Below are 1,781 nucleotides of genomic sequence, written 5' to 3' on the forward strand. Positions count from 1 at the left end.
CGGGACTGAGACCGGGAGGGTCCGGGCGCCGGGGCGTGCGCCGTGGGACCGGACACGGGGGCCCTCCCGGTCTCAGTCCCGTTCGTAGTGGGCCCGCAGCCGGGCCCGGGCGGCGGGCGGGGCCGCCAGGCGGTCCAGGCCCAGGAGGGCCGCGCCCAGGACCGGGGCGGCGGTGACGACCCGGGGGACGGCCCTGGGGGCCCGCTCGGCGAGCAGGGCGCGGACACGGCCGTCCAGCCGGGGGTGCCGGGCGGCCAGGACGCTGCCGCCCAGCAGGACGGGCGTCTCCTCGCCGAGCAGGTCCAGGCGGGTCAGCGCCACGACCGCCATCGACACCACCTCGTCGGCCTGGCGGTCGACGACCGCACCCGCGACCGGGTCCCCGGCGTCGGCCGTGGCGAAGAGCACCCGCGCCAGTTCGTGACGGCGCCGGGGCGCGAGGTGCCCCAGGTGCAGGGCCTCGATGAGGGCCGGCATGTCCGGGAGGCCGAAGTGCGCCGGGAGGGCGTGGGCGAGGGCGGTGGCGGGGCCGCGGCCGTCCTCGGCGCGGGCCGCGTGCCACAGGGCCTCCTCCGCCAGCGCCCAGCCGCCGCCCCAGTCACCGGAGACGCGGCCGAGCGCCGGGAAGCGGGCGGTGCGGCCGTCCGGGCGCATGCCGACGCAGTTGATGCCCGCCCCGCACACGACGGCCACCCCGCGCGGCTCGGCGACCCCGGCGCGCAGCACGGCGAAGGTGTCGTTGCGGACCTCCACGGTGTCGCCCCAGCCGCGTGCCGCCAGGGCCGCGGTGAGCCGTTCCTCCTCGACGGGGAGGTCCGCGTTGGCCAGGCAGGCCGAGACGTGCGCGACACCGGAGGCGCCGGCGGCGCCCAGCGCGGCGGCGACGGCCCCGGCGAGGGCGTCCACCGCCGCCGGCACGCCGTCGGCGGGCGGCCGGAACCCGCCGCCCCGCGCGGTGGCCAGGACCTCGCCGTCGTGGGCGACCACGGCGACGTCCGTCTTGCTGTTGCCGGCGTCGACGGCGAGGACACCTGCGGTCAGGCCCATGCCAGGTGCTCCCGGTTGTGGGCGAGGAGGCGGTCGGTGAGCTGCTCGGCGTACGCGTACTGGCCGATCAGGGGGTGGGCGAGCAGGGCGCGGAAGACCCGCTCGCGGCCGCCGCGCAGGGCCGCGTCGAGCGCCAGTTCCTCGTAGGCGGTGACGTTCGCCATCAGGCCCGCGAAGAGGGGGTCCACGCGCGGCACGGGCAGCGGGTCCGCGCCCCCGGTGCCCACGGCCGCCTGCACCTCGATCACCGCGTCCCCGGGGAGGAACGGCAGCGTGGTGCCGTTGCGCGTGTTCACCACCTGGTACGGGCTGCCGGCCCCGCGCAGCAGGGCCGCCGCCAGGTCCACGGCCGCCTCGGAGTAGTAGGCGCCGCCGCGTTCGGCCAGCAGCGCCGGCTTCTCGTCGAGGGCGGGGTCGGCGTAGAGGGCGAGCAGCCGGCGCTCCATGCCGGCCACCTCGGCGGCCCGGGACGGCTTGGTGCGCATCTCCCGCACGACCTCGTCGTGCGCGTAGTAGTACCGCAGGTAGTACGAGGGGACCACGCCGAGGCGGTCCAGGACGGCGCGGGGCAGCCGGAGGTCGGCGGCGATCGCGTCGCCGTGCTCCCGCAGCAGCGCGGGCAGGACGTCCTCGCCGCCGGGGCCGCCCCGGCGCACCGCGGTCTCCCAGGTGAGGTGGTTCAGGCCCACGTGGTCGAGGTGCAGTCCGGCGGGGTCGGTGCCGAGGCGGGCGGC

2 protein-coding genes are annotated in these 1,781 nt (G+C 78.7%); both read right to left on the bottom strand.

The genetic code is table 11. The features are described 5' to 3' along the window. Positions 1 to 72: 72 nt before the first annotated feature. Positions 73 to 1,047: an N-acetylglucosamine kinase gene (locus tag AOK18_RS17655; RefSeq protein WP_055695005.1), complete on the bottom strand. Its 975-nt coding sequence runs from the start codon at positions 1,045 to 1,047 to the stop codon at positions 73 to 75. Then, positions 1,038 to 1,781 (bottom strand): family 4 glycosyl hydrolase (locus AOK18_RS17660; RefSeq protein WP_478078844.1); only part of this gene is annotated, 744 nt, incomplete at its 5' end. The genes AOK18_RS17655 and AOK18_RS17660, both read right to left, overlap by 10 nt.

Origin of the sequence: Streptomyces prasinopilosus, assembly GCF_001419695.1 — a bacterium.
GTDB lineage: Bacteria > Actinomycetota > Actinomycetes > Streptomycetales > Streptomycetaceae > Streptomyces > Streptomyces prasinopilosus.

What these genes read in the sequence shown, in the direction of transcription:
- AOK18_RS17655 (WP_055695005.1), bottom strand. Translation starts at nt 1,047, where the DNA reads ATGGGCCTGACCGCAGGTGTCCTCGCCGTCGACGCCGGCAACAGCAAG.